The following is a 22,751-nucleotide window of genomic DNA, read 5'->3' as shown; positions in this document are numbered from 1 at the left end:
GCCCCGGTGGTATGTCGAGCCACCGGGGCCAAGCTGTGTCAGGCTTCCTTGACCACCGACCGCAGAATCAAGGTCAATACGGTGGCGACGCACAGCATCACAGCCATCGCAATGAGCCCGGCGTTGAATGAGTGCGTAATGTCCTTGAGCCAGCCTACTGCGTACGGCCCAACCAATCCGCCAAGGCTTCCCGCCGCGTTGATGAAAGCAATGCCGCCGGCCGCAGCCTGTTTGCTCAGAAACGTCGCCGGGATGCTGTAAAAGCAGGTGCGCACCGAACTCAGGCCGATCAAGGCGACCGTTAGGCCAATCAGCGCCGGAATCAGGTCGCTGTAAACCACCGAGAAGATAAAGCCGGCCGCCCCCGTGGCGCAGGTAATTGCCAGGTGCAGGACATAACGGCGCTTGCGCGCAAGCACTTTCGCCCATAGCAGCATGGCGATACTGGCTATCAGATACGGGATCGCCGACACCCAGCCGATCTGGGTGGTGGTCAGCGCATGGGTCTTGAGGATTTGCGGCAGCCAGACGCCGATGCCGAGGATGCCGATGATATAGCTGAACAGAATGGCTGCCAGCAACCATACACGTACGTCTTTGATTGACTCGCGAAAGCTGTGGGAGCCCTTCGATTCGTGCTCGGCATCGAGGGCCGATTGCAACGCCTGGCGCTCATCCTCGGTCAGCCATTTCGCCTCGGCAGGCCGGTCGGCCAGCATGTTCAGGCACATCACCCCCAATATGCACGCCGGCAAGCCTTGCAGCATCAGCAGCCACTGCCAGCCGCGGTAGCCCCAGATGCCATCCATTGCCAGCATGGCAGCGGAAAGTGGCCCACCCAGTACCGAAGACACCGGAATGGCAAACAGAAACCAGGCCATGACCCTAGTTCGATATTGAATGGGAAACCACAGCGACAGGAAGAAGATCACGCCGGGGAAAAAACCGGCTTCGGCAATGCCGGCCAGCAGCCGAATCACCGAGTAACTGGTTGGCCCTTGCGCCAAGGCGGTGGAGGCCGAGAACAGCCCCCACGTAATCATGATCCTGGCGAGCCATCGCCGAGCACCGAAACGGTAGAGCGCCAGGTTGCTGGGTACCTCGAACAGGCAATAACCGACGTAGAAGATGCCTGCCGCAAAACCGAATTGTGAGGCGGTAAGACCCAGGTCGTCATTCATGGTCAACGACGCAAAGCCGACGTTGGTTCTGTCCAGATAGTTGAAAAAATACGCGATGGCGAGCAGTGGAATCAGCCTTGTCGCAGCTTTGCGACAGGCGCTGGATTCCAGGGCGGCCTGCGTTGTTGATTGAGCGGTGGTGAGTGTATTCATGGGGCTCCATTGTTCTTGTAATCAGGAGCCTGGAAGCATATGGGCGGGGTTCCAGTGCGCGCCAAGACCTTTAAACCATAGGTACCCATAACCGCAGGGCATGGGACTTAGAGGGCGTTGGATGCAGCGCACGGTCATGCCCGATGAGCATCGAAAACCATGAGATATCAGTATTGGTTATTTTCTTCCAAGTGCATAACCCTGAGGCCTCACATCCATAGGTTTGGCGTGCCAAACAATAATAAAAGGCTCATCCAATGCACTACACTCGCGTCATGCAATCTTTAATCGTCGCTGGTCTCGTTGCCTATAGCCTGCCTGGAAATGCAGATGATTCGGTACACACCCTTGTTGCCGAGAAAGGCAATGTACATATCGAGGCGTTGGATCAGGGTAAGGGCCATGTCATTGTGATCCTGCCGTCCAAAGGCCGTGGCGCGAATGACTATGACGAGGTGGCACGCTACTTGGCCGCCGACGGCTACCGCGTGATCCGCCCTGAGCCGCGTGGAGTCAAGGGCAGCAAGGCCCCGATGGATACGCCGACACTGCACGATTTCGCCGCCGACGTGGCGCTGGTGATGGACAAGGCCAAGACCGGACCTTCGGTTGTGGTCGGGCATGCCTGGGGCAGCCAGCCGGCGCGCATGCTTGCGGTGGATCGCCCGGACCTGGTCAACGGCATCGTGCTGGCGGCTGCTTCGATTGGCAAGTTGCCCGCAGGCTCATCCGAAAAACCCTATGGGCGGATGGTCGAGGCGATCAAAGGCGCGGGTAATTATTCTCTGCCTGAAGCCAAGCGTATCGACTATCTCAAAGAGGCGTTTTTCGCACCCGGAAATGATCCGCGTGCCTGGCTGACTGGCTGGTACGACAAGACCCACCAGGCCCAGGACCATGCGCGGGACACTACGCCTGTTGAGCTCTATTGGTCAGCCGGTAACACCGTGCCCATCCTTGACCTGCAGGGACAGCATGATGCGGTGGTGATTCCGAACATACTTGAATCGATGCTCGGTGAGCGGGTCGAACACAAGACCATCGCCAACGCTGGGCACGCCATGGCGCCCGAGCAGCCTCGTGAAATGGCCGATGCCATCGCCGACTTTGCTAAGCGCGTGTATGCAACCAGGTAATTAGCGGGGCTGTTCGATCCCTTGAGGAGAGTTCTCTTCGCTGTCTGGCCCCATCCCAACGAAAAATGCTCCGAACCATTTGGTTCGGAGCATTTTTCATGTCTCGCAACAGCTATTTTTTTGCGTACTGCGCCTTGGCAAACGTAGCGATCGCACCCGCCATCGCCTCGGGTTGTTCCGGGGCCATGGCGTGGCCGGCATTTTTCAATACCACCACCTGGACCCGATCGCCAAGCATGCTTTTGAGCACGCCGGAGAAACGTCGTGGGGCAACCGTGTCCGCCTCACCCTGCAGGTCGAGAATCGGTGCGGTGCCCGCGGCGAAGTAGTCGTCCACCGGCGTGATGTTGCGGGCATGGCCTTCGGCATCGTGGGTCGCCTGGTGCCAGCCGCCCAGCCAGACCTTGGGGTCGTTGCCGGGCGCAAAGAATGCCTTGCGCAGGTAGATCAGGCGTTGCTCTTCGGACAGCGACAGATCGCCCGCGCCGTCGATGGCCTGGCGCATCTCAGCGTTGATGGGTTTTTCAGTCGAGCCCGGCGGTACCTTACCCGCGGACGCCGCGGCCATGACCACGCCACGTACCAGGTCAGGGTGGTCCGCAGCGAGCATACGCGCCGCGAAGTTGCCCCATGCGTGACCGACTACCACGACTGGGCCTTTGTTCTCATGCTGGACCACTGCCGCGACGTCACGGGCAAAGTCGTGCACGGTCAGGTTCTCCATCGGTCCTTTGCTTTGTCCTATGCCACGCGGCTCCGGTCTGACCACGCGGAACCCGTCGGCCTGAAGGTAATCGGCGACCTTGTCGTAGTCGCGACCCGAGCGACCCAGCGAGGGCAACATTACGATCACCGGCCCGGTGCCTTGGGTGTTGACTTCGATTTGCACATTGTCATAACGGACCAGCTCTTGCTTGGGTGGAGCACCGGCGGCCATGGCTACAGCAGAGGCCAGGCTCAACGTGGCACCGATTAGAAGGCGCGAGACAGTTTTCATTATTTGGACTCCTGGGCAGCCAGGTTGTGCACCGGCTCAAGACCGCTCTGCTCAAGCAGACGGCGTGCTGCCGGGCTGCTGAGGTAGGCAATGAATTCGCGGGCAGGGGCCGCGTTTGGGGTTTGGCGTGCAACGGTGGCGCAGAACCGGCTGACTTTCTGAACTTCTTCGGGCAGTGGGCCCAAGTAGTCGACGCCTGGAGTTACTTTCAACTCGCTGATTTGCTGCATTCCGATATCCGCATCTCCCCTGGCCAGGGCCGTGCCAACCAGTTCCTTGCCGGCGATCTCAATGGTCTTGCCCCTAATCTGGTCGCTGATGCCCAAACGCTGGAAGAGCTCGGTGCGGATAAATACGCCGCTAGCGCCCTGGGAGTAAGCGATCTTGTCGGCCTTCAGCAGAGCGGATTTCAGCGCGGCGACGCTTGAGACATCTGGCGCAGGTTTGCCGTGAGGTACGCCGACACCGATGCGCGAATCAGCGATCTCGCGGCGGGTGGTCATGTCGAAGGCGCCTGTGGTCGAGAGCACTTCCAGGGTTTCGTCCGCCATGATAGCCAGGTCCATGGGCTCTTTATGTTTGATGCGCTCTGGAATGGATTCAGGCGACGTACCCATGGAGGGTCCCCAACTGAACTTCAGGGTGTTGCCGCTGGCTTTTTCATAGGCCGGCCGAAGGTGTTCCATTGCGCCCCTGAGTGCGCCGCTGGCAATGACCTTCAGCTCGGCCGCCTCGCCCAACTGAGAGAAACCGAGCAAGCTGACCAAACCGGTGGTCACCAATATCGGCGCGGATTTTGTTTTTTTCATGATGCTACCTTCTCTAATGAGCGCCCGTTTCAAGCGCCACGGGTATTGACGAACAACGAATACAACGACGTGGTTGAAGCCATCAGCAGGCGATTGCCGCGCGGACCGCCGAAACACAGGTTGGCGCAGCGTTCCGGCAAGTCGATATGGCCGATTGCCGTGCCATCTGGCGCGAAGATGCGCACGCCATCCAGACCAGGCTCAAGCGCCCCCCAGCCGCACCAAAGGTTTCCGTCTACATCGACACGTAGACCATCGGGTAACCCGCTGCCGGCATCGATCAGCTCACGGCGTTGCCCGACCTGGCCGTGCTCATCGACGCTGTAGGCCACGATTCGCCGGGGGCGAGCCCTGGACTCAACCAGATAGAGAGTTCTTTCATCCGGGGAAAAGGCAAGGCCGTTCGGCCCTTCGAGATCTTCAGCGACACAGCGCAGGGTGCCGTCGGCATCGAGGCGATAGAGGTTGGCCGGCAGTTCGGGTGTGCCCTGGCGCCCCATGTAGTCACTGATCAGGCCGAAAGGCGGGTCGGTGAACCAGATGCTGTCGTCGGACTTCACCACGATGTCATTGGGCGAGTTCAGCGGCTTGCCCGCAAAGCTTTCAGCCAGCACCGTGGTGCTGCCGTCGTACTCGGTGCGGGTGACGCGCCGCCCGCCATGCTCACAGATCAGCAAACGACCTTGACGGTCGCGGGTCATGCCATTGGCCTGGTTCGAGGGCTGGCGAAACACGCCCAGGCCCCCTGTGGCCTCGTCCCAGCGCATGATGCGATCGTTGGGCAGGTCGGTGAGCAACAGGAATCGACCATCGGCGAACCATGCCGGGCCTTCTGCCCAGCGCAGGCCGCTACCGAGACGCTCGACCTTGGCATGGGCCAGACGGTAGTGGGCAAAACGCGGGTCCAGCTCACGTACCCTGGGATCGGGCACGCGTGGGCTGGACGACCAGGGAGTCTCGTCCATCGTTTGATCTCCGAAATGGGTGGGCGTCAGGTGTAGAGGCGCGCCGGGTTATCGATCAGCACCGCTTGCCGCAGGGCAGGGCTGTCGCAGACTTGTCGAATGAAATCGAGCAGATGCGCGTCATCCGGAACCGGCCCCTTGATATTCGGATGCGGCCAGTCCGAGCCCCAGATAGCGCGGTGCGGTGCACATTCGAGCAGCGTACGCACCTGGTCTAGCGCCTGTGGCCACGGGCCGGGCCTGCCTTGCATGGCGCGATCGATGCCGGACAATTTGATCCAGCGGTTCGAGTGGCCCAGTTCGGTACGCAGTTCGCGCATAAGCGTCGGATCGACAGGCCCGGTGAGGTCGGGACGAGCCATATGATCGATGACCAGTGGCGTCTTGAGATCCCGCCAGGCCTGCAGCAACGGCATCAGCACAGCCAAGTCCCCATGCACCAGCACATGCCAGCCGAAAGGCGCGACGCGCTCGGCCAGGGCGCGCAGTTTTTGTGGGTCGCGTGTGCCTGGCAGGTGGCCCATCAAGTTGAAGCGAATACCCCGCAGGCCGCCGTCGTGGAGCGCCTGTAATTGGGCATCGGTGGTGGTATCGTCGATGATCCCGACACCACGGTAGCGGCCGCCACTGCCGGCAATTGCCTGTAGGATGGCGGCGTGATCCGTGCCGTAGGGCGCAGCCTGCACCAGCACGCCATGGTTGATGCCTAGCTGACGATGCAGGGTCAGTAACTCAGAGAACGGCGCGGGCTCTGGCGTGTAGGTGGCATTGGCCGGCAGAGGAAATTGAGCCCAGGGGCCGTAAATATGCGTGTGGCAATCCCACACACCCATAGGGTTGGATGAAGTCGACATGCTGGCTCCTTCGGGTGGCTCAGTCGCAACGTGCGGTCATGCCGCCATCGACGATGATTTCGGTGCCGGTGACGAAGCGTGATTCATCGCTGGCCAGGTACAGCGCGGCATAAGCGGTGTCGCGGCCATCACCCATGAACCCGAGTGGAATGCGTGCCAGACGCGTGTCGAGCAATTTGCTCACGTCACCCCCCGTGCGTTGCCCGGCCAGGCGCACCTCGACCATCGGCGTATGCAATTGCCCTGGCACGACGGTGTTCACGCGGATGCCCTTGGACGCGTATTCCACGGCTGTAACCCGAGACAGCTGAATCACACCGGCTTTGCTGGCGGCGTAGGCCACCTGGGCCGAGCCCGTCCAACGAATACCGGACGTCGATGCGGTATTGATGATCGAACCGCTGCCCTGGGCCTCCATCAGCGGCAGCACGTGCTTGCAGGTCAGATAGACGCTACTGAGGTTCAGGGCAATCTGGGCATCGAACTTTTCTTCAGCCAGGGCAACGGCGCCACCCGCCGCCGAGCCGCCAACGTTGTTCACCAGAATATCGACCGTGCCATAGGTCTTTTTGCAAGCTGCGACCATTGCGGCGACGGCTTGGGTGTTGGTGACGTCGCAGGCATAAGGCGTGACCTCACCGCCGGCATTGCGGATGCGCTCCAGCGTTTCCTCCATGGCCCCCAGATCACGATCGACCGCGAAAACCTTGGCACCGGCCATGGCGAATATCACCGCGACCGCGCGGCCGTTGCCCCAGCCGCTGCCGACACAACCGGCACCGGTAACGATAGCGACCTTGCCCTGAAGGCGATCACTTTTTGGAAGAGTATCGATCATGTACATATCCTTACTTCAATTTAGTCGGCAGTTCGGCAGCGGCGCCGGCGGGCGGAGGCACTTCGAATACCTTGATGGTCATGGAAATCAGGCTGTAGTAGCCCGCGATGCCGACCAGGTCGACGGCGGCATCGGTGCCCAACAACTCGACGAATTCGGCATACAAACCGTCGCTGATTGCACGCTCGGCATGCAGTTCGCGGATGAAGCGGTACACCAGCGCTTCGTCGGTGTTTTCGAACGCAGGCGCCACGTCATCGCGAATGGCATCGATGATGTGGGGTGCCAAGCCGGCTTCAAGGGCAAACGGCTTGTGGGCTGCCCATTCGTATTCGGCGAGCCAGTAGCGACCCATCATCAAGATGGCCAGCTCTGACAGGCGCGGGTTCAGGCAGGTGTCATAGCGGCAGTAGCGGCCCAACGCCTGAGCGCACTCGGCCAGTTCAGGCCGATGCAGCCAGATGGCCAAGGGGCCGCGCACGCCTTTGCGCGGGCCGTTGGCAATGCGCTCGTAGACCGGGCGCTGCGTATCGCTGAGGTTGTTCGGGTCGATAGGGGCCAGACGATTCATTGAACTTTCCTGTCAGGGGCGCGGTGACTGTGAATATGGGGTTTCTGCGTCGGCTCGATGGGCCGCCCGGCCGATTCAGGCTCCTGCGGCGGGCGCAGCAGGCTGCGGCTCGGCTTCCCGCCGGTTTCGCGCTCGAAGTCTTCAGGGTTAAAAGCGCCTTCCCAGCGGGCGATGGCGAACACCGCGACCGTGTTGCCGACGATATTGGTCAGGGCGGTGGCAGTGGCCATGATGCGGTCGATGCCAAACAGAAGCCCGAGGCCGCTCAGCGGCAGGGTTTGGACCGATTGCAAGGTGGCGGCCAATTTGATGAACGCGCCGCCCGCCACTGTGGTGCCGCCTTTGGAGGTGATACTCAGGATGGCCAGAAGGCCCAATTGCTGCAGTAGGGAGAACGGCGTATCGGTGGCCTGGGCGATGAAGCCAATGGCGATCGCCATGTAGATCGCTGTGCCGTCGAGGTTGAAGCTGTAGCCGGCGGGAAGGACAAAACCGACCACCACTTCATCGCAACCGCTGCGCTGCAGTTTTTCGATCAGCCGTGGAAACACCACCTCACCGGACGCGGTGCCGAATACCAGCAGAATTTCATCGCGAATCAAGCGCAGCACGCTGCCGAACGGCAAACCGATGGACCAACTGATCGAACCCAGAATGCCGAACACGAAGATCAGGGACGCCGCGTAGTACACCGCGATCAGCTTCAAGAGGTAGAGGAGGGTGTCGCCACCATAGCTGCCGATGGCGGCGGCCATGGCGCCGAATGCGCCCAGCGGAGCCAGTTTCATGATGAAACTGAGCATCTTGAACAAGATGCTCTGGGCTTCACCAATGGCTTTCACGGCGACCGAGTCCGGGCCGCACACTCGGTTGATTGCGATACCGGCCAGCACCGAGATAATCAGTACCTGGATGATGTCGCCTTTGGCGAATGCATCGACCAACGTATGCGGAATCAGCCCCAGCATATAGTTGATCATGGAGACACTGCCGGCAGCTGAGGTGGCCTTGATCGCTTCGCTGGATTCTTCAAGGCTGGTGGCATGCAGGCCCACGCCGGGCTCCACCACGTTGACCAGAATGAAACCGATCAACATGGCGACTGTGCTGACCACTTCAAAGTAGATGAGCGATTTGACGCCAAGCCGGCCGAGTTTGCGCATGTCCTGGACGTGGGTAAGGCCATGCACGAGGGTGACGAATACGATCGGCGCCAGCATCATTTTCAGCAGAGCTATGAACGCTTGTCCGAGGGGTTTCATGGCAACCGCCCATTGCGGCGCGGCGAAACCGAGTATGACGGCTGCAACAAGTGCGATCAGCACCTGTACGTGGAGCTTCTTCAACTGATTCATGGCATTTCCTGACCCAATAGTGGGCATCATTATTCTTGTGGTAGCACGTCCCTAGACGGTCAAGCTGGGCCTTCAGCTATCTGTGTTGAGCATAGAAAAAACCAGCGCTAGGCACAAAAACCTTATTTTGATACAAAGCTATGCTCTGACGGCATGGTAAGTACGATGGACATTCGAGAACTTCGCTCCTTTGTAAAAGTGGCTCAGTGCGGTGGTTTCAGTCGCGCGGCGAAAGAGCTCTTCATCGCCCAGCCAGCGCTGAGTCGGCAGATCGCCAAGTTAGAAGAGCAGTTGCAGGTGGCACTGTTCATTCGGCATGGAAGGGGGGTGGAACTCACCGCTGCCGGTGCGCGCTTGCTCGAGCGCGCGGACGTGATGCTGCGCTATATGGAAGAAACCGCCGACCATGTGCGCAACAGTGCGTTTGAAGAGCGCGGCCATCTGGCGGTCGGGTTGCCGCCTGCGATCGGTACCATCGTTGGGCCGCAGTTGATCCGGCGTTTTCACGAACGCTGGCCGAAGGCTTCATTGCATGTACTGGAAGGCTTGAGCACTTCTCTGCAGGAGTGGTTGCTGGACGGGCGGATTCAGGTTGCGGTGGTGTATAACCAGCCGCTGCTCGAAGCATTTGACGTCAGGCCGATTTTCAGTGAACGCATGGTGCTGGTCGGGCCGCCTGGGGAGGCACCGAAGTCGGTGCGCATCATGGGGTTGGCGGATTTTCCGTTGATCCTTCCAGGCTTGCCCCACAGCAATCGGCGGCTGATCGAACAGGTTGCAGCGCAAAATGGCTTTCAGTTGAATGTCGGATTCGATGTCGACAGCGTCAGCCTGACCAAGCGACTGGTAGCGGAAGGCATGGGCTATTCGATCCTGGCGCATGCCGCTGTCCAGGAGGATATCGCCAAGGGAGTCCTGGTGGGCCATGCAATTGAACGACCGGGTATTCGCTCCACGGTTTCGTTGACCACGCTCAGGGAGCGCAGGAACAGTCGCCTGGCATTGAGCTGGGAAAAGATTCTGCTGGAAACCCTGGAGGAGCTTGTGACGGTCGGAGCTTGGAAAGAGGCCACTCTTTGGCTTGGACGAGAGTGATTTCGGGGGGGGAATTTCAAGGCCCGGACAGGGCATCCTTTTGAACCATCCAAAGCATGCTCCAGATATGCCCCCAGTGCGGCAATCTCGGAGTCGAATTCGACCTATGGCAATTCCCGAAAGCGATTACCAACACGTGGATACCCTGGACAAGCTCATCACCTATCTGGAGCAAACAGGACGATCCTCCACACCTGAGCCTTCGACCCACAAGCGGTGAATACGACATAACCGTTTTTGAGGAACGCACTGATGAACATCGACTGGCCAGACTGCCCCAGGCGGGGCATCAATGATCCACGTGTTCACAGACGTTCAAATGCACCATTTTGCGCCAGGAACGCCGCGACCAGGCCGGTGCTGTCGAGCACTTGCAAGTGTTGTGTGACGCAGTCGGGCCGCAGGCGAAACGGCGCAACGGTGTCGGTAATCGCGATGTGTTCGAAGATCGGCGGGTCGAACAGGTGACTGCCTGCGGTAAACAAACCATGGGTGGCGGCGGCGAACAAACGTGTGGCGCCGGCATTCTGGCAAGCCAGGCCGGCATGTTTGAGCGTGTCCCCGGTGCTGATCAGGTCATCGAAAACAATGGCGGTCTTGCCGGCAACATCGCCGATCAGCAGGCTGCCCGTGAGCGTGGTATGGGTACGGTGCTTTTCCATCAATGCGCTGCCGACCGTACGCCCCAGCTGCCGCTCCAGGGCCTGACGAAAGTGTTCGGCGCGCTTGGTCCCTCCTGAGTCCGGCGACATCACCACCACGGCGGCGTCGCCGACTCGTGTGGCGAAATGCTCTGCGAACAGTTCCGCGCACTGCAGATTCCATGCAGGCAGGCGAAATGCATTATCGAACGCGGCGGGATTATGCACGTCCAGGGTCAGCAGGCGATCCACGCCACTGGCCTCAAAAAACGACGCCACGTAGCGGGTGATGATCGGGTCTTGAGGCTGGCTGCGGCGGTCCTTGCGCCCGTAGCAGAGATAAGGTGAAACCACCTGCACCTGGTGCGCGCCGGCATCCTTGAGGGCGCCGCAAAAAAACAGCAGGCGACACAGCTTATCGTTGGCGCTCTCCCGGCCATCGCCGTACAAGGCGTGGAAGACTACGACCTCGCGACCGTTTACCGGATCCAACGGCCGACACTTGTGCTCGCCGTCTTCATAGTCACGTTCCTCATGGCGTGCCAACGGGCAGCCAAGTCGTTGAGCCACGCGAGCGGCATAGTGCTCGCTACCTTGCAGGGCAAAAAGAAGGGGGGGCAGGGTTAGCATGCAAGACTCCTCTGAGGCTGCCGGCAATGGCGCCTCATTTCAGTGGCACGTATCCCTATGCATGTTTGTCATTGCGAGTCTGCATGGCCCACCGGCCTTGATCGAGCGCATCCTCAACGGGCGGCGCCATGGCGCACCACCTCAATGCAATACGTCTCTTCGAAAGGTGGCACATGGCATTCGACGATGTCATCGGCGGCGACCTGCAAATGTATGCCAACAATGTCGGCCCGAATCGGTTGCTGGCAGATATGCCGGTCCACCAGTACGGCGGTATGGACGCGACGAGCCCCCAGTTGCGCCAGATACGCGCAGGTACGCAAGAGCGAATGGCCTTCGAAGAGCACATCGTCGACCACCAGCAATGTGGTATTGGCCAGGTCGAGACCGCCCAGGGCCGGGTTTTCGGTCAATTGGGTGTAGGTATGCAGCACTTGCAGGTCGTCGGCGTAGCGCTTGACCTGGAGAGGGTAAAGAGGCAATTGCGGCTGGCCGGTCCGATGCGCGATGTACTCGCGCAACCGTTGAGCCAGTGGTTCGCCCCGGCGCTGGATACCAATCAGTGCTGCGTGGGTCGGGGGCAGTAGGCTCGCGGCCTTGCGCGCCATTACCTGCAGCACGTCATCCAGCTCGTTGCTGTCATACAGGCGCACCCGCTGACTGGCCAATAGGATCGTCATCGACTTTCTCCTGTCCGTAAACCACGGGTTATGTACCCAAGGTAATCCGGTTGCCACTGACGAGATTGACATTGATCAATCGCGGTCCAAACAAAGGCCGGTGATTGACGAGGGCGAACCGTCACCCCGTCCCGACACGCATGCGCCGTTGAAGGCCTGGTCGACGAAAGTTATTGAGATATATCAACGCCACGGTTGCCCTGACAGAGGATGGTGAATCTACAACGAAGGTGTCCGTTACAGCGGCAGATACGACAATGGCCCGCAGTGACAGGCAGTGACAAACGTGCCAGTTCCTATGCAAGCTCCATGGAGTCCGATCATGAGCCAGTATCAACGGTTATTGCTGATCATCAACCCGGCCCTGCGCCACTCCCGTGCCCTGGGACACGCTGCGGCCCTGGCCAAGGCCAGCGGTGCGAGCCTGCACGTCGCCGCCTTGATCCCTTCCTGGAAACTGTTGTCACTGCTCGAAGAGGGTGATCGGGAGCTGGCGCGCGAAGGCTACCTGCAAGACCATCGCAATTGGCTCAAGAACCAGACGAATCACCTGCGCGACAGAGGTATCGAGGTGACCACGGAGGTGACCTGGGCCGATGACATGCAGCAAGACATTCTCGATCACGTCACCGAGATGCAGCCCGACCTGCTGATCAAGCAGGTGCAGCACGAGTCAGCGTTCAAACGGGCCTTTTTCACCCCCCTGGACTGGCGCTTGCTGCGCCATTGCCCGGTACCGGTGTACCTGCTGGGTGAAGGCAACCATTCCTTGCCTCGCAAGGTCGTGGCGGCGGTCGACGTGTCCAGTACCCTGGCGCAAGACAACGAGCTCAATGAGCGGATCATCCAGCAGGCATGCGGACTCGCCATCCAATGCGATGCCGAGTTGCACTTGCTTTACGCCTGCGACATTTCGATGGTGTACATGGGCGATATGGGCGGCGGCGGTCTGGCGCTCTCGGATCTCGACGAGCAGTTGCGCAAAGAACATGAAAAGTCCTTTTTCGACCTGGCTGACCGACATGGCGTGGCTGCTGACCGACGTCACTTCATTGAAGGGCATCCTGTCGCGGTGCTGAGCACGTTCGCCGATGAGCAGCATATGGATGTGATTGTGATGGGCAGGGTCCAGTCCTATGGCCTGGACAAGCTTTTGGGCAGCACGACCGAACATACCCTGTACCAGGTAACTTGCAGCGTCCTGGCCATCCAGGGCGACCAGCAACGTCCATAACGAAGCGACAGGCATCATTGCCTCAGGAGGTTCCCATGATTCAGAGCCCCTCATTGCAAATCACTTTGCCGAACCGCACCGAGGCCGGTCGGCGGCTGGTCGAGCCCTTGTTCAAATATGCCAACAGACCTGACGTCATCATCCTTGCCTTGCCCCGTGGTGGCGTCCCGGTGGCTTATGAAGTCGCGACGGCCCTGAACGTTCGCCTGGACCTGATGCTGGTGCGCAAGCTTGGCGTCCCATCGCACCCGGAGTTTGCCATGGGCGCCATTGCCAGTGGTGGCATACAAATCCTCAACGACGAGGCGCTGCGGGTGCACCCGATCGACCGCGCAAGTTTCGATGCCGTCGTTGCCCGGGAAACGCAGGAATTATTGCGGCGCGAACAGGTGTATCGGGGTAATCGCCCGCCGTTGCAGCTCAAGGACCAGGTCGTGATCCTGGTCGACGACGGCCTGGCAACCGGTTCATCCATGATGGCCGCGGTCCATGCGGTACGCGTGCAGTCCCCGGCGCGCATCGTTGTCGCGGTGCCGGTTGCTCCCCTGGAAACGGTCGAGGCGTTGCGCAGCGAAGTGAATGAAGTGATTTGCCCGCTCATTCCCGAGTGGATGACGTCGATCGGTTATTGGTATTTGAGTTTTGCCCAGACCTCGGACGACGAAGTCATCGATCTCATGCACCGAGCCTGGCAGCGGGAAGCGGCGAGCGGTTGCACGATGGAGCCTCCTGATGCTTGAACCTCGATCTCGAACCATCGACCTGCCAGGCGTGGAGTTATCAGCCGATCTGCGTTTGCCGGCGGACACCCGCGCCCTGGTGATCTTCGTACATGGCAGTGGCAGTGGTCGTACCAGCCCGCGTAATCAATACGTGGCCGATGTCCTGGCCCGTCGTGGCCTGGGTTCGCTGTTGTTCGATCTGCTCACGGAGTCGGAACAACGCATGGACAATCTGACCGGCGAGTTGCGCTTCAATATCCCCCTGTTGGCCCGGCGTCTGATCCATGTGATCGACTGGGTCGGCCGCAACCCTGAACTGCATGCGCTGCGGGTCGGACTTTTTGGCGCCAGCACCGGTGCAGCTGCGGCGCTGGTGGCGGCGGCCGAGCGGGTGAATGTGGTCGCGGCAGTGGTCAGCCGGGGAGGGCGAACCGACATGGCGGGGCCGGCGTTGCTCAAGGTGGAGGCGCCGACCTTGCAGATTGTCGGTGCACAGGACCGGCGGGTGTTCGACTTGAATTGTCAAAGTCGTCAAGCCCTTCGGTGCGAGCAGGCATTGGAAGTCGTGGCGGGTGCCACGCATCTTTTCGAAGAGCCGGGCACTCTGGAGGAAGTCGCCAGGCTAGCCGGCGACTGGTTTGAAAAATTCCTGCTGGCTTCCGACCCCTCCGCAGGCTGCCTACCTCCTCATACGCCAAACGGATAGGTTTCGTCTTCCGGTTCCAGTGGCTGGTTGTGCGCCAGGGGCAGTGCCGTGACCGGCGTGGTTTGCTCGAACCAGATCATGGCATCGAATTGTTCGGCCAGTACCGACTCGAAGTAGTGGCTGGAACGCTCGCTCTCGGGGCGGTAAATCACCCCGATGGCCCGCTCCAGCAAAGGAGGAGACAAGACCCGTCGCAGCTCTGTTCGCTGCGGATCCCGCCAGTCGGTCAGGGACGCCGCAACCCCAGCTTTGAGGAACTGATGTTCCCAACTGTCCGGTCGGGAAGGGCGAATGTCCTTGATCCGCATCTCACCGTCCCAGTCATCGGCGGCAGCCACTTGGCCTCTGTCGGTGGCCATGCCGATCAGGACGGCGTCGCGCCCAAAGGTGCTACGGCACAGCTGACCGATGTTGAACTGCCCCTTCCAACCCATTTCCGTGGCGCCTGCGTGGCCGATATGGGAATTGTGTGCCCAAACCACTGCCTTGGCGTGCGGCCCTCGATGTTCGAGCAATGCACGCAATGTCTCGAACATGTGTCGGTCCCGCAGGTTCCAGGAGAGTGTCGATCCTCGATAAACCGCGCGGTAATACTGTTCCGCCGCCACCACCACCCTGGCGTTCTGCGTTGCGTTGAAGAACGCCTCGTCGTCGCGAATGAGCCCGGCCAATTGCTCGGCCAGCATGACGTTGAGTTGCTCGACCACCGGTTGCTCGCAGGGCATCACACCGTCGCGCTCGACAAAATGGCCATACAGCGCAGGGTCATCCTGCCACGGGGTCAAGCAACCATAGCGTCGCCGGGCTTCATGGGCCAGCTGCGGGTCGACCCGCTCCAAATAGCTCAGCACCTCATGAATGGAGTTGCGCAAGCTATAGACGTCCAATCCGCGAAACTCGACGCGCTGCTCGGCAGCCAGTCGGTGATTGTGCTCGTGAAGCCAATGGGTGAAGGTTTTCACTTCGCTGTTACGCCACATCCAGGTGGGGAACCTGCTGAAGATATGGCGCTTCCACGCCGAATGCGCCAGCCCCCGGACGTACTGGTCGACATGGCCGGCGTCCGGCCAATCGGCCTCAACCGCTACGATGTTGAACCCGTGACGCTCGATCAGCCGTTGGGTAATCGCTGCCCTGGCTCGATAGAATTCGTGGGTTCCATGGCTCGCCTCGCCGATCAGCACCACGCGCGCTTCGGCGTAGCGATCGAACAGTTCGGCAAAACTGGGTGAGTCCAGGTCCGGCAGTGGTTCTGCGTATTGACGCAGCAAAGGGACTATGTCGGCTCTATCAACGTGATATTGCCGGCCATAGAGCTTTTCCATCAATTTTTGCGAAGGCGAGTTCATGAACGTCATCCCTCTAAAGTGAGCCGCGGGTGGCAGTAAGGCGTCTATGTCCTATCAGACGCCGCACCGCCCGGAGTCGTTGCGCAGGTTCTCGACACGGTGCGTTAACGCTTCAAACCTGCTGTCTTGGCCTGTTTGATTACTCCTACACCGTGCTGCTGGGGATGGATTGAGGTGAGTCAACAAAAGCTCGAATCTTCCAAGCAAGGACAAACCTCTATGGAAGCAACCCATGATGAACCGTGCGACTGCCCATCGACGCGATCCTTCAGGCTCGTCTGATCTGCATCAAGGACAAGGGAGCGGGATCGGCGATGCTGATGTCATCCACCCCATTGCGTCGGGATTGCGCCATGCCCCACCCGGACGGAACGCTGCTATCGCCATTGCCTTGCACGTGAGGCGCTATCAGGCCTGCGCACGATTGGAAGCACGAACCAATCCTGAAACGTTGCATGACCTGCGTATTGCAGTGCGGCGCCTCAGAAGCCTGGTTCGCCCGTTTCGGACCATGCCCGAGGTCGTTACATTGAACATAGCCAGCAGCCCCGGAGAAAACGGGGCTTGATCGGGCCACTGATTCAGGCGATCAGCAAATGATCCTCCACCTTGTTGACCCCTGGCACAGACCAGGCGGCTCGTTCCGCGATCTGGCGTTCACGCCACAGATGCACTCTGCCCTCAAGCTTGACCACGCTGCCTTCAACCTTGATTTGAATCGCCTTGGCGTCGATTTCGGCATTGCGCTCAAGCGCTTCTTCAATGCGCCGCTGGATATCGGCCACGGCAACCCGGGGACGAAGCATGAGTCGGTTGTCCACGCCGACCACCCCCGAAAGTTTGCGCACGGCTCGTTCTGCCGTTTCCTTCTGGTACTGCCAGTCCACCTGGCCTTCCAGGCTGACCCAGCCGTTTTCCACGATCACCTTGACAGCGCCTATTGGAAGATCGGAACTCCAATCAATGATGTGCAGAGCGCGACTGGCGATGGCGTCATCCGTTGTGCCGGCATCCTTGTTCAGTCTTACCTGGATTTCTTCGGCCACCGCGCGCACGCCTTTCACCGCCTTGACTGCACGTTCGGCACTGACTTTCTGGGCGTAGTCGCTGACGTGCCCAGTCAGGGTGACAACCCCATTGTGAACTGTAACGCCAATTTCCGCGGCATCGATGTCGGGTTGGAATTCAAGCTCTTCCAGGATGGTGTTACGCAGGCTCAGATCACTCATGACGATGTCCTCTGAAGAAGGGGCAGGATTTGCCTACTCTCCTTTTTACCCCTGGGCAGCGTCAGCACATTGAGTTAAGTCAGATAGATCGCAGTGCTCGTTTGCCGCTGATCGACAGGTAAGGGGCTTGCCCCGACAGGCAACGACAAAGAGGCGGTTCAAGCCCTGGGCGTGCTGCCAATATCCGCGCAGCGAGGCAGGCCAAGCGTTTTTGAGGGACTTTTTATGCTCGATAAATGGCTGGATCCCGTTCTCTTGCTGCTCACCGCACTGACACTGGTGGCTGGGGCCGTTGCGCATGTCGCGCAGCAACCAGAGTGGGCGTCGATAGGCTGGGCGACGGGTAGCCTGGTGATGGCCGGGGTCCTGCTGGTTGAAATCCTCAAACGCCTGTCCCGGGGCGAGGGTGGTGTCGACCTGATAGCCCTGCTGTCGATCACCGCCGCACTGATCTTTGGGCAGGCCCTGGTGGCCGCGCTGATTGCCTTGATGCTGGCGAGCGGCCGGATCCTGGAGTTCTTCACCCGCCAACGTGCCGAGCGGGAGCTGAGTGCACTCATCGATCGGGCGCCACGTTTCGCTTGGGTGCAGGAGGAGGACGGCCTACGCAAGATCCCCGTTGAGCAGGTCCAGCCCGAGCAAACATTACTGGTACGGCTGGGGGAAGTGATTCCGGTCGATGGTCGCTTGCTGAGCCCTGCGGCCGTTCTCGACGAATCGGCGCTCAGCGGCGAGTCGTTACCCCTTACGCGCCGGGAAGGCGAGCAACTGTCCAGCGGGGTTTCCAATGTCGGCGCCTCCATCCTGCTCATCGCCACAAGTACGGCAGCGCAAAGCACCTACGCCGGGATCGTGCGCCTAGCCGAGGCGGCACGCCGTTCGCGGGCGCCTTTCGTACGCCTGGCTGACCGTTATGCGCTGTTCTTCATCCCCTTGACGTTGCTGATGGCAGCCGCGGCTTGGTACATGAGTGGCGATGCCCTGCGGGCACTGGCGGTGCTGGTGGTGGCCACGCCGTGCCCTTTGATACTGGCGGTGCCGATTGCCATCATGTCCGGTATCTCGCGGGCAGCGCGGCGTGGGATTCTGATCAAGGATGGCGTGACCCTGGAAGCACTGGCCGATATTAAACAGGTATTCCTCGACAAGACCGGCACCTTGACCAGCGGGCATGGCCGCTTGCAATCGATCGAGACGAATGGCCCCATCGATCCGCAACGTCTGCTTGGGCTGGCCGCTTCACTCGCACAGGCTTCGACGCACCCCATCTCCCAGGCCATCGTCGACGCGGCGCATCAGCGCAAACTACCGCTCTACGTTCCGCAAGGGGTAGAGGAGAGTCCTGGTGCAGGGCTATCTGGGCAGGTCGACGGTGTACAGGTGCGTTTTGGCACATTGTCGTTTGCCAATCACGATGCGCCCGTGAGCGACTGGGCCACCACCATGCTGCGCCACATGGACTACCAGGCATGCAGCGCAAGCTTCATCGCCGTGGATGGCAAGCTCGCTGGCCTGCTGGTCTTTTTGGACACCGTTCGGCGCGAAACCCCGCAAACCCTGCGTCGACTGCGCAATAGAGGGATTGAACGGATCGTCATGCTCACCGGGGATCGCCTGGAAACTGCCGAAATGATTGCCCTGTCCGCCGGGATAGATGAACTGCGTGCCGGGTTGAGCCCCGAGGATAAAGTGCAGGCTGTACAGCAGGGTTGCCTGCGCGCCAGCACATTGATGGTCGGTGATGGCATCAACGACGCCCCCGCGCTGGCGGCGGCCAACGTCGGCGTGGCGATGGGGGCCAGCGGTGTCACCGCTTCTGCGCAAGCGGCGGGCGTTGTGCTGCTGGTTGATCGCCTCGATCGCTTGGTCGAGGCATTGGACATCGCCCGGCGAACCCGTTTTATTGCTCGTCAAGGCGTGCTGGTGGGGATGGGAATGTCATTGCTGGCCATGACGCTGGCGGCCCTCGGTTATCTACCGCCGCTGATTGGCGCCGTGGTGCAGGAGGGCATCGACGTGGTGATCATCGTCAACGCCTTGCGCGCCTTGGGGCCGCTGCGAGCGCTGGGTAAAAGAAAGCTGGCCGCTGAGCACATTGATCACCTGCAAGCTGAACACCAGCAACTCTCTGCTCTAACGAGCAATCTGCACCGGCTGGCCAACGACTTTGCCCAGCGACCACCTGAACAGGCACGGGCCGACCTGGCGGAACTGGTCAACCATCTGCAGACCTCTCTGGTACAGCATGAACGCGAAGATGAACATACGTTGTATCCACTGCTGATACGAAACATGGCCGGTGAGGACCCGCTATCGGCCATGAGCCACGTCCACCGGGAGATTTTTCGGCTTATTCATCTGCTGGCGCGCATGAGCGACGATTTCAGTTGCGCCCCCGCCACGGCAACTGCCGATGAGATCCAACATCAACTGATCCGCCTGGACACCTTGGTGCAACTGCATTTTGAACAGGAGGAAGAGTTGTTTCGTTATCTGGATTGGCGCTAGCGAATCAAGCCGGGCGAAGTCGTCAAGCGCCTCTGCGCTCGCTTGCGCACCGAGCGCTTGGCGCTGGACATGACACAAGCCGATTTGGCCGGGCGCGCAGGTATTGGCTCCAACAGTAGGTGTCTGTGGGAGCGAGCCTTATTGCAACCATCGCCGAGGACCTGCACCCACAGGCTATTACCCAAGACACCTTGCGCACGATCCAGAGCAGTATCGATCAGAATGTAGCTCGGTTGCACCGCGGTCACGGGGGCAGCGGTCGTCGTTGAAGGTCGGGAGCAGAGGGTGCTTCAACTATCGATGCTGCCATGTGCTTCGAGCGGTAGGGTCTTGTGCTGCGGAGGACGCCTATAGGCTATCGGGATCGCCAAAGAACATCTGAATCCGCGACCGCAACCAGCGTTCCCCCGGGTCATTGTCCTGGGAACCACGCCAAGCCATGTGCAATTCAAAGCTGCGCACCGGGATCGGAGGGTCTTCTGCACGCACGCCGCCGGCGGCGGTCAGTGCATCGGCGGTGTAGTCGGGGACGGTGGCGATGATGTCCGTGCCTGCCAGCAGAGTGCTCAGCCCGTTGAACTGCGGCACCGCCAATACCACATGGCGCTTGCGGCCGAGTTTTTCCAACTCTTCATCGATGAAACCGCTCAGGTCGCCCGCGAAGGACACCAGGGCGTGGGGGCGCGCGCAGAATTCGTCCAGGGTCAGTTGCCCCGGTGCGGTGTCGGCCCGCAGCACCTTGGGCGAGCTGCGGCGCAGCACCTTGCGCTTGGCGTTGGCCGGCAGGTCGTCGGTGTAGCTGACGCCGATGGAGATCTCGCCGGACGCCAACAGACTCGGCATCAGGATGTAGTTGACCCGGCGCACCACCAGCACGATGCCGGGGGCTTCGGCGCGCAGGCGCTTGAGTAGCATCGGCAGCAGGGCGAATTCGGCGTCGTCCGACAGCCCGATGCGAAACACCGAGGTGCTGGTGGCCGGGTCGAATTCCGCCGCGCGGCTGACCGCCGTGGAAATCGAATCCAGGGCCGGGGAGAGCAGGGCGAAGATTTCCACCGCCCGGGCCGAGGGTTCCATGCTGCGACCGGTACGCACGAACAGCGGGTCATCGAACAGGCTGCGCAGGCGCGACAGCGCGGCGCTGATGGCCGGCTGGCCGAGGAACAGCTTCTCGGCGGCGCGGGTCACGCTGCGTTCATGCATCAGTGTTTCGAATACGATCAACAGGTTCAGGTCGACACGACGCAGGTCATTGCGATTCATCTGGGGTCCTGGCAGATTCGGCGAGCTTGACGTGAGCGGCCATATGCGAACAATGACCGGCATGAATCTTACGGGGAAAGACTGGTACTCTGCACTGGCTAAATGAATTTTTGTAGGATTTGCCCTAGGGGGCTGATTGATTTTCTTGCTGCGGAATCAATGACAGGCATGTCGACTATTAATAGCCACTGATGGTCTTGGCTACAAAGCCCGGATAGAGTTCATGGCATTAGAGGTTACTTTGACGAGGTTTGCGATGTCCCGCACGATCCGTTTTCACAAGTTTGGTGGTGCCGAGGTGCTCAAATGCGAAGAGCAGCCGGCGGCTCTTCCTGCGCCAGGAGAAGTGCAGGTCCGTGTCGAAGCGATCGGCATCAGTTGGCATGACACCCTGTGGCGCCAGAACCTGGCGCCGTCCCAGGCCCGCCTGCCTTCCGGCCTGGGCCACGAAATGGCCGGCGTGGTGACGGCCGTCGGCGAAGGTGTCGACGATCTGGCTGTGGGCGACAAGGTCGCCAGCTTCCCCGCGCAAAGCGCGAACGATTATCCTGTGTACGGTGAGATCATCGTGCTGCCGCGCACCGCGCTGACCCGATACCCGGATGTATTGAGCCCGATCGAAGCCGCGGTGCATTACACGCCGCTGCTGGTCGCCTATTTTGCCTACGTTGACCTGGCGCGGGTCAAACCCGGGCAGTTCGCCCTGGTCACCGATGCCAGCCATTGCGCCGGCCCTTCCTTCGTACAGCTCGGCAAGGCGCTGGGTGTACGGGTGATTGCTGCCACCAAGACCGCTGACGAACGTGAGTACCTGTTGTCCCTGGGTGCCGAGAAAGTCATCGTCACGGAAGAGCAGGACTTGCTGATGCAAATCAACAAGCTCACCGACAGTCGTGGCGTCGACGTGGTGTTCGACGGTTTGGGCGGGCCGCAGATGTCATTGCTCGGCGATGTCCTTGCCCCACGAGGCAGCCTGGTTTTGTATGGCCTGCAAGGGGGTAATCAGACACCGTTCCCTGCCTGCGCGGCGTTCCAGAAGAACATTCAGTTCTTCGTGCATTGCATTGGCAATTTCACCGGCAAGCCGGAACTGGGCATCATCCAGGATCAGGTGGCGGTGCAGCGGGCGTTGCGCGATATCAATCAATTGACTGCCGACCGCGTCCTGTTGCCACTCAAGACCCGGGTTTTTCCGTTCAACGAGTTTGTCGAGGCTCACCGTTACATGGACGAATGTCCTTGCCGTGAGCGCGTAGCCCTTCAGGTCGTCGATCCTGCCTGACGCCTGTCTTGCGCAAGAGTCATGTTCCTTGGCTCTTGCGTTGTCTTTGGCCTGAATCAGGCCTTCCTTCCTCCCTCCCTGCTTCAACTTGCGTGCGCGCCCGACGGCCCGTTCACAACCACGCCGTTTATCCTGTCGGCAACTGAACTGGTTTTTGCCCTCAATCTGTATCTTCTAATCATTATTGAAGTCCTGATAATTGAATGCTGGTTTTCAGCTCAAGGAAGAAGTCATGGCTCAATACATGTTTACGGCAAGACTTGATCCCTCAATGTCTGTTCAAGATGCGTCAGGTATTAATGGAGGCAGGATCTTCCATCGATTATTGGATAAGCAGTACGAGGCAAGCGGTCAATTAAAGCTCGGCAAGTTCTTTGTTTTTCGTACTCATTATCTGTGGGACGCTGTCGGAATTCTCCTAGGACGCATCGCAGGGTGCGCAAGGCCCAATGATTTGGCGCCTTTCAGGCTTTTGCGGGAGATTCATCGGTCGCCCCTTTGTGTATGTGTCAAATAATTACGACGAGCAAAGCTCGAACGTATTGCTAATACT

21 protein-coding genes and 2 pseudogenes are annotated in these 22,751 nt (G+C 60.1%); 10 read left to right on the top strand and 13 right to left on the bottom strand.

Annotated elements, in window-relative coordinates; all coding sequences use genetic code 11:
- Positions 1-38 precede the first annotated feature (38 nt).
- Positions 39-1,334 (bottom strand): MFS transporter, encoded by a 1,296-nt coding sequence (locus tag AD665_RS23670; RefSeq protein ID WP_053194098.1) that lies wholly within the window; start codon positions 1,332-1,334, stop codon positions 39-41.
- A 275-nt stretch (positions 1,335-1,609) separates the two neighbouring features.
- Here AD665_RS23670 and AD665_RS23665 point away from each other — a divergent pair, with 275 nt between their 5' ends.
- A complete protein-coding gene (locus AD665_RS23665; RefSeq protein WP_053194138.1) occupies positions 1,610-2,470 on the top strand; it encodes an alpha/beta fold hydrolase in 861 nt (286 codons plus the stop codon).
- Positions 2,471-2,582: 112 nt separating this feature from the next.
- Here the strand turns inward: AD665_RS23665 and AD665_RS23660 are convergent, their stop codons facing one another.
- Genes AD665_RS23660 through AD665_RS23630 form a run of 7 tightly spaced genes read right to left on the bottom strand, consistent with a single transcriptional unit; the run spans position 2,583 to position 8,859 of the window.
- Positions 2,583-3,467, bottom strand: coding sequence for an alpha/beta fold hydrolase (locus AD665_RS23660; protein ID WP_053194097.1), 885 nt, complete (start codon positions 3,465-3,467; stop codon positions 2,583-2,585).
- Positions 3,467-4,276: a substrate-binding domain-containing protein gene (locus tag AD665_RS23655; protein ID WP_053194095.1), complete on the bottom strand. Its 810-nt coding sequence runs from the start codon at positions 4,274-4,276 to the stop codon at positions 3,467-3,469. The genes AD665_RS23660 and AD665_RS23655 overlap by 1 nt, the downstream gene beginning before the upstream one ends.
- 29 nt (positions 4,277-4,305) lie before the next feature.
- A complete protein-coding gene (locus AD665_RS23650; protein ID WP_053194093.1) occupies positions 4,306-5,241 on the bottom strand; it encodes an SMP-30/gluconolactonase/LRE family protein in 936 nt (311 codons plus the stop codon).
- Between the two features lie 26 nt (positions 5,242-5,267).
- Entirely contained in the window at positions 5,268-6,095 is an 828-nt protein-coding gene (locus tag AD665_RS23645; RefSeq protein ID WP_053194092.1) for an amidohydrolase family protein, read from the bottom strand.
- A 19-nt stretch (positions 6,096-6,114) separates the two neighbouring features.
- Entirely contained in the window at positions 6,115-6,933 is an 819-nt protein-coding gene (locus AD665_RS23640; RefSeq protein ID WP_053194136.1) for an SDR family NAD(P)-dependent oxidoreductase, read from the bottom strand.
- A gap of 10 nt (positions 6,934-6,943) precedes the next feature.
- Complete coding sequence (locus AD665_RS23635; protein WP_053194091.1) at positions 6,944-7,504, bottom strand: carboxymuconolactone decarboxylase family protein; 561 nt, start codon at positions 7,502-7,504, stop codon at positions 6,944-6,946.
- Positions 7,501-8,859 carry a cation:dicarboxylate symporter family transporter gene (locus AD665_RS23630; RefSeq protein ID WP_053194089.1) on the bottom strand — a complete coding sequence of 453 codons (1,359 nt, stop codon included), beginning with the start codon at positions 8,857-8,859 and terminating at the stop codon, positions 7,501-7,503. The genes AD665_RS23635 and AD665_RS23630 overlap by 4 nt, the downstream gene beginning before the upstream one ends.
- A 165-nt stretch (positions 8,860-9,024) precedes the next feature.
- Here AD665_RS23630 and AD665_RS23625 point away from each other — a divergent pair, with 165 nt between their 5' ends.
- On the top strand, positions 9,025-9,954 hold the full coding sequence (locus AD665_RS23625; RefSeq protein ID WP_053194087.1) for a LysR family transcriptional regulator: 930 nt from the start codon (positions 9,025-9,027) through the stop codon (positions 9,952-9,954).
- Between the two features lie 305 nt (positions 9,955-10,259).
- On the opposite strand, the gene AD665_RS23620 is transcribed toward AD665_RS23625, so the two are convergent.
- Together AD665_RS23620 and AD665_RS23615 are read right to left on the bottom strand one after the other, a co-directional pair.
- The gene (locus AD665_RS23620; RefSeq protein WP_053194085.1) at positions 10,260-11,225 is read right to left on the bottom strand and encodes a ribose-phosphate diphosphokinase; all 966 of its coding nucleotides are present in this window, start codon (positions 11,223-11,225) and stop codon (positions 10,260-10,262) included.
- A gap of 113 nt (positions 11,226-11,338) precedes the next feature.
- Positions 11,339-11,905, bottom strand: a complete 567-nt coding sequence (locus AD665_RS23615) for a phosphoribosyltransferase family protein (protein WP_024778514.1) — start codon at positions 11,903-11,905, stop codon at positions 11,339-11,341.
- A 322-nt stretch (positions 11,906-12,227) separates the two neighbouring features.
- On the opposite strand from AD665_RS23615, the gene AD665_RS23610 reads away from it, so the two are divergent.
- The 3 genes from AD665_RS23610 to AD665_RS23600 are packed head-to-tail and all read left to right on the top strand — an operon-like array spanning position 12,228 to position 14,567.
- Positions 12,228-13,139, top strand: a complete 912-nt coding sequence (locus tag AD665_RS23610) for a universal stress protein (protein WP_024778513.1) — start codon at positions 12,228-12,230, stop codon at positions 13,137-13,139.
- Between the two features lie 35 nt (positions 13,140-13,174).
- Positions 13,175-13,879, top strand: coding sequence for a phosphoribosyltransferase (locus AD665_RS23605; RefSeq protein WP_024778512.1), 705 nt, complete (start codon positions 13,175-13,177; stop codon positions 13,877-13,879).
- Positions 13,872-14,567 (top strand): dienelactone hydrolase family protein, encoded by a 696-nt coding sequence (locus AD665_RS23600; protein WP_053194083.1) that lies wholly within the window; start codon positions 13,872-13,874, stop codon positions 14,565-14,567. Before AD665_RS23605 ends, AD665_RS23600 begins: the two co-directional genes overlap by 8 nt.
- On the opposite strand, the gene AD665_RS23595 is transcribed toward AD665_RS23600, so the two are convergent.
- Positions 14,549-15,916 carry an erythromycin esterase family protein gene (locus tag AD665_RS23595; protein ID WP_053194081.1) on the bottom strand — a complete coding sequence of 456 codons (1,368 nt, stop codon included), beginning with the start codon at positions 15,914-15,916 and terminating at the stop codon, positions 14,549-14,551. The two genes, AD665_RS23600 and AD665_RS23595, sit on opposite strands and share 19 nt — an antisense overlap.
- Positions 15,917-16,148: 232 nt before the next feature.
- On the opposite strand from AD665_RS23595, the gene AD665_RS28260 reads away from it, so the two are divergent.
- A complete protein-coding gene (locus AD665_RS28260) occupies positions 16,149-16,484 on the top strand; it encodes a CHAD domain-containing protein (protein WP_420892713.1) in 336 nt (111 codons plus the stop codon).
- Between the two features lie 13 nt (positions 16,485-16,497).
- On the opposite strand, the gene AD665_RS23590 is transcribed toward AD665_RS28260, so the two are convergent.
- Complete coding sequence (locus AD665_RS23590) at positions 16,498-17,145, bottom strand: BON domain-containing protein (protein WP_053194079.1); 648 nt, start codon at positions 17,143-17,145, stop codon at positions 16,498-16,500.
- A gap of 225 nt (positions 17,146-17,370) precedes the next feature.
- Here AD665_RS23590 and AD665_RS23585 point away from each other — a divergent pair, with 225 nt between their 5' ends.
- From AD665_RS23585 to AD665_RS27940, 3 genes and pseudogenes are all read left to right on the top strand, one after another.
- The gene (locus AD665_RS23585; protein ID WP_053194077.1) at positions 17,371-19,653 is read left to right on the top strand and encodes a heavy metal translocating P-type ATPase; all 2,283 of its coding nucleotides are present in this window, start codon (positions 17,371-17,373) and stop codon (positions 19,651-19,653) included.
- A 3-nt stretch (positions 19,654-19,656) separates the two neighbouring features.
- Positions 19,657-19,770: pseudogene (locus AD665_RS27165) on the top strand (helix-turn-helix domain-containing protein); the annotation flags it as partial.
- Between the two features lie 14 nt (positions 19,771-19,784).
- Positions 19,785-19,922 (top strand): annotated as a pseudogene (locus tag AD665_RS27940) (type II toxin-antitoxin system HipA family toxin); the annotation flags it as partial.
- Between the two features lie 79 nt (positions 19,923-20,001).
- Here AD665_RS27940 and AD665_RS23580 read toward each other — a convergent pair.
- The gene (locus AD665_RS23580; RefSeq protein WP_024778507.1) at positions 20,002-20,916 is read right to left on the bottom strand and encodes a LysR family transcriptional regulator; all 915 of its coding nucleotides are present in this window, start codon (positions 20,914-20,916) and stop codon (positions 20,002-20,004) included.
- Between the two features lie 256 nt (positions 20,917-21,172).
- On the opposite strand from AD665_RS23580, the gene AD665_RS23575 reads away from it, so the two are divergent.
- Positions 21,173-22,198: a zinc-dependent alcohol dehydrogenase family protein gene (locus tag AD665_RS23575; RefSeq protein WP_024778506.1), complete on the top strand. Its 1,026-nt coding sequence runs from the start codon at positions 21,173-21,175 to the stop codon at positions 22,196-22,198.
- The last annotated feature ends 553 nt before the right edge of the window (positions 22,199-22,751 follow it).

The sequence above is a fragment of the Pseudomonas corrugata genome (assembly GCF_001269905.1).
In the GTDB taxonomy this organism is placed as follows: Bacteria; Pseudomonadota; Gammaproteobacteria; order Pseudomonadales; family Pseudomonadaceae; genus Aquipseudomonas; species Aquipseudomonas corrugata.
The sequence above is the reverse complement of the archived record's forward strand: the minus strand, read 5'-3'. Positions and strand labels throughout refer to the sequence as shown.

Excerpts from the sequence above, each read along its gene's own strand:
- AD665_RS23600 (WP_053194083.1), top strand. The coding sequence starts at position 13,872 with ATGCTTGAACCTCGATCTCGAACCATCGACCTGCCAGGCGTGGAGTTA.
- AD665_RS23580 (WP_024778507.1), bottom strand. The coding sequence starts at position 20,916 with ATGAATCGCAATGACCTGCGTCGTGTCGACCTGAACCTGTTGATCGTA.
- AD665_RS23650 (WP_053194093.1), bottom strand. The coding sequence starts at position 5,241 with ATGGACGAGACTCCCTGGTCGTCCAGCCCACGCGTGCCCGATCCCAGG.
- AD665_RS23605 (WP_024778512.1), top strand. The coding sequence starts at position 13,175 with ATGATTCAGAGCCCCTCATTGCAAATCACTTTGCCGAACCGCACCGAG.
- AD665_RS23595 (WP_053194081.1), bottom strand. The coding sequence starts at position 15,916 with ATGAACTCGCCTTCGCAAAAATTGATGGAAAAGCTCTATGGCCGGCAA.
- AD665_RS23625 (WP_053194087.1), top strand. The coding sequence starts at position 9,025 with ATGGACATTCGAGAACTTCGCTCCTTTGTAAAAGTGGCTCAGTGCGGT.
- AD665_RS23655 (WP_053194095.1), bottom strand. The coding sequence starts at position 4,276 with ATGAAAAAAACAAAATCCGCGCCGATATTGGTGACCACCGGTTTGGTC.
- AD665_RS23630 (WP_053194089.1), bottom strand. The coding sequence starts at position 8,859 with ATGAATCAGTTGAAGAAGCTCCACGTACAGGTGCTGATCGCACTTGTT.
- AD665_RS23635 (WP_053194091.1), bottom strand. The coding sequence starts at position 7,504 with ATGAATCGTCTGGCCCCTATCGACCCGAACAACCTCAGCGATACGCAG.
- AD665_RS28260 (WP_420892713.1), top strand. The coding sequence starts at position 16,149 with ATGATGAACCGTGCGACTGCCCATCGACGCGATCCTTCAGGCTCGTCT.
- AD665_RS23615 (WP_024778514.1), bottom strand. The coding sequence starts at position 11,905 with ATGACGATCCTATTGGCCAGTCAGCGGGTGCGCCTGTATGACAGCAAC.
- AD665_RS23660 (WP_053194097.1), bottom strand. The coding sequence starts at position 3,467 with ATGAAAACTGTCTCGCGCCTTCTAATCGGTGCCACGTTGAGCCTGGCC.
- AD665_RS23575 (WP_024778506.1), top strand. The coding sequence starts at position 21,173 with ATGTCCCGCACGATCCGTTTTCACAAGTTTGGTGGTGCCGAGGTGCTC.
- AD665_RS23640 (WP_053194136.1), bottom strand. The coding sequence starts at position 6,933 with ATGATCGATACTCTTCCAAAAAGTGATCGCCTTCAGGGCAAGGTCGCT.
- AD665_RS23585 (WP_053194077.1), top strand. The coding sequence starts at position 17,371 with ATGCTCGATAAATGGCTGGATCCCGTTCTCTTGCTGCTCACCGCACTG.
- AD665_RS23645 (WP_053194092.1), bottom strand. The coding sequence starts at position 6,095 with ATGTCGACTTCATCCAACCCTATGGGTGTGTGGGATTGCCACACGCAT.
- AD665_RS23670 (WP_053194098.1), bottom strand. The coding sequence starts at position 1,334 with ATGAATACACTCACCACCGCTCAATCAACAACGCAGGCCGCCCTGGAA.
- AD665_RS23610 (WP_024778513.1), top strand. The coding sequence starts at position 12,228 with ATGAGCCAGTATCAACGGTTATTGCTGATCATCAACCCGGCCCTGCGC.
- AD665_RS23620 (WP_053194085.1), bottom strand. The coding sequence starts at position 11,225 with ATGCTAACCCTGCCCCCCCTTCTTTTTGCCCTGCAAGGTAGCGAGCAC.
- AD665_RS23665 (WP_053194138.1), top strand. The coding sequence starts at position 1,610 with ATGCAATCTTTAATCGTCGCTGGTCTCGTTGCCTATAGCCTGCCTGGA.
- AD665_RS23590 (WP_053194079.1), bottom strand. The coding sequence starts at position 17,145 with ATGAGTGATCTGAGCCTGCGTAACACCATCCTGGAAGAGCTTGAATTC.